The sequence below is a fragment of the Halorubrum sp. SD612 genome (assembly GCF_002135005.1).
In genome coordinates this window covers 1-2879 of sequence record NZ_NEWI01000239.1, presented here as the reverse complement: position 1 = coordinate 2879, position 2879 = coordinate 1, and the positions used below count along the sequence as shown (strand labels likewise).

Below are 2879 nucleotides of genomic sequence, written 5' to 3'. Positions count from 1 at the left end.
TGTAAGGTGGACTGCCCGAGCGGCGTCGACATGGCGAAGCTGAAGGCGGAGGTCGAGCACGCCCACCACGAGGAGCACGGGATCGATCTGCGGACGCGGCTGCTCGGACGCTTCGAGTCGCTCGCGCCGCTCGCCTCGAAGCTCGCGCCGCTCTCGAACCTCCCGAACAAGATCCCCGGGAGCGGGCTCATCGCGGAGAAGGCGCTCGGGATCGCGAGGGAGCGGGACCTCCCCGAGTTCCGCTCTGCGACCCTCGTCGACTGGTTCGAGGCCCGCGGCGGCGCGGGCGTCTCGCGCGAGGAGGCCGACCGCGACGTGCTGCTGTTCCCCGACGTGTACACGACATACACGAACCCCGGCGCGGGGAAGGCCGCGGTGCGCGTGCTGGAGGCCGCGAACTGCCACGTCGAGATCCCGGACGTCGACGGGAGCGGGCGGCCGCCACACTCGAAGGGGATGCTCGACGTGTCGCGCGCGACGGCGAGGGACGCCGTGGAGACGCTCGCCCCCCGGGTCCGGGATGATTGGGAGGTGGTCGTCGTCGAACCGTCCGACGCCGTGATGCTCCAGTCCGACTACCACGACCTGCTCGACGGCGAGGCCAGCGACGTGCCGGACGAGGACGTGGCCGCCGTCTCGGAGAACGCCTACGGCGTCATGGAGTACGTCGACGCCCACAGGCTCGACGAGACTCTCTCCCTCGACGCCCCGACGGAGTCGCTCACCTACCACGGTCACTGTCACCAGAAGGCGACGAAGAAGGACCACCACGCGGTCGGCGTCCTCCGGCGCGCGGGCTACGGCGTCGACCCGCTCGACTCCTCCTGTTGTGGGATGGCGGGCTCGTTCGGCTACGAGGCCGAGCACTACTCGATGAGCAAGGCGATCGGCGAGAACCTCTTCGAGCAGGTGGACGCCAGCGACGGCGACGGTCTCGTCGCCCCCGGAACGTCCTGCCGGACGCAGCTGGAGGAGGGGCCGGGCGAAGTGCCGGAGCCGTCGCATCCCGTGGAGAAGCTGGCGGCCGCGCTGGCGTAGGGAGACGGCTCGTTCGGGCGGTCAACCGGCGTCAGACCACACGTTCGCCCCGGCGAGCGCGATGAGGTACGAGAACGCCGGGAACGTTACCGCGACCACGGCGAGAAACGCCGGGTCAAGCCCGCCGGGGTCCTCGGAGAGCCAACCGGTGTACTGGAGGACCCCAAGCGTGAGGACCACGACGGCCGTGTTGAGCGCGTACTCGGAGAGCGGAGGGTTCGGGAACCGCATACGACCTGCTGGCGCCCTCGGTCACTCAACGCTTTCGACCCGATTTCGTTCGCGCTCGCGACGCCGCGCCAGCAGCCGCTCGATACCCTTCCCCGGTCCGCCCTCGATCGGCCACCCATTCGTGCGCCACTGCGGGGGTTCCGGCGAGAACTCCGGACAGGACCCCGAACACTCCCGCGCGGTGGGGACCTTCCCCTTCGCCGCGCAGTAGGGGACGAGCGCGCGCCCCTCGCGGCGGAGTTCGAAGTGTCGGCAGTCCGGCCGCATCGTGTCGTGGAAGGTTCGCCACCCCTTCCCGTAAGCGCGCTCGGCGATCTCTAGGCGGAGCGTCTCCGTCGCGGCGTCACGTCGCTCGCCCGGTCCGGGCGAGAGGGCGCTCGGGTGCCACGCCACGTCGACCGCGTCGGCGTCGACGCCCGCGGAGAAGTCGGTCGCGAGGCCCCCGGCCTCGACGGGCATCTCGCGGAGGAGGGCGGGCTCGACGCGTTCACCGGTCGTCTCGGTCGCGAGCCAGACCTCGTCGGCGAGCGCGGTCTCGACGTCGTGTTCGAGCTGGTCGGCGAGCCTGTCGGCCGCGCTGGCGTCTAGGTCCGGCTTGTTCTCGACCGCGACGATCCGCTCGACCCAGTCCGGATACGGTCGCTTGCGGCGGATCTGAATCCGGTTCCCGTCGCGCCGCTTCTCGATCAGGCCGCGGCCCGCCGCCCGGTGGACCGCCTGTCGAACGTAGCGCCACGGGTAGCCGGGGTCGGGCAGCGCGTCGCGGTACCACGCCCACGCGGCGGGCGCGCCGCGGACGACGTGGAGGAGGTCGGAGTCGACGGCCCGGTCGCCGAACGCGCGCCGCCGTTCGAACGCCGCGGGGTCGACCTCGATCACGACGGTGTCCCAGCGGCGCGCCTGCGTGCCGAGCTGGCGGGCGACGAGCGCGGGACGGCGTCCCTCGCTCGGGTGCCACTCCAGCTCGGCGTACCGACAGACCAACAGCTCGTAGCCGAACTCGGCGTCGGGCGTCACTGTCCACACCGTCGCGGGGCGCGGACAAAAGCGAAACGCTCGGGGCGGGGGCGCCCGCTGTCGGCCGATCGATCGCGCGCCCGTCTCCGCCCCCCGATCAGACGTACTTCCCGTCCTCCTCGTCTTTCCGCTCGTCGAGGTACACGTGGGCCTCCTCGAGGATCTCGCGCGGGCCGTCTTGGGTGATCGTGTTGAGCGCCTGGTCGTAGTCGCGCCACTGGAGGTCGCGGTGCTCCTTCGAGAGTTCGGCGCTCGCCTCGAACGAGCGGGCGATGAACAGGTGGACCGTCTTGTGGATGGTCTTGCCGTTCGCCTCGAACACGTAGTCGTACTCCTCGCGGAACCCGTCGATCAGCCGGAAATCCTCGATCCCGGCCTCCTCGCCGACTTCTCGTATCGCCGTCTGCTGGAGCTCCTCGTCCCCCTCGACCCCGCCTTTGGGGAACTCCCAGTCCCCCGGTCGGCTCTTCAGGAGCAAGTACTCCCGTTCGCCGCGGGTATCGCGGAAGAGGATGGCTCCGGCACTGGTCGCTTCGACCGTCATTGGCCGCAGGTAAGCGATCACCCCTAAAGAGCGTGTCGGACTCCCGAAC

4 protein-coding genes are annotated in these 2879 nt (G+C 70.5%); 1 reads left to right on the top strand and 3 read right to left on the bottom strand.

The annotated features are described in order from the left end of the window. Positions 1 to 1038 (top strand): heterodisulfide reductase-related iron-sulfur binding cluster (locus B9G38_RS15765; protein ID WP_255375987.1); only part of this gene is annotated, 1038 nt, incomplete at its 5' end. Positions 1039 to 1059: 21 nt separating this feature from the next. On the opposite strand, the gene B9G38_RS15760 is transcribed toward B9G38_RS15765, so the two are convergent. The 3 genes from B9G38_RS15760 to B9G38_RS15750 form a co-directional block, all read right to left on the bottom strand. Then, positions 1060 to 1269, bottom strand: a complete 210-nt coding sequence (locus B9G38_RS15760; RefSeq protein ID WP_049929745.1) for a hypothetical protein — start codon at positions 1267 to 1269, stop codon at positions 1060 to 1062. A 21-nt stretch (positions 1270 to 1290) separates the two neighbouring features. Beyond that, complete coding sequence (locus B9G38_RS15755; RefSeq protein ID WP_086221004.1) at positions 1291 to 2286, bottom strand: DUF5787 family protein; 996 nt, start codon at positions 2284 to 2286, stop codon at positions 1291 to 1293. 97 nt (positions 2287 to 2383) lie between these two features. Beyond that, on the bottom strand, positions 2384 to 2830 hold the full coding sequence (locus B9G38_RS15750; protein WP_049929747.1) for a bis(5'-nucleosyl)-tetraphosphatase: 447 nt from the start codon (positions 2828 to 2830) through the stop codon (positions 2384 to 2386). Between the last annotated feature and the right edge of the window lie 49 nt (positions 2831 to 2879).

Coding starts and splice junctions, on each gene's coding strand:
- B9G38_RS15760 (WP_049929745.1), bottom strand. CDS start 1,269: ATGCGGTTCCCGAACCCTCCGCTCTCCGAGTACGCGCTCAACACGGCC.
- B9G38_RS15750 (WP_049929747.1), bottom strand. CDS start 2,830: ATGACGGTCGAAGCGACCAGTGCCGGAGCCATCCTCTTCCGCGATACC.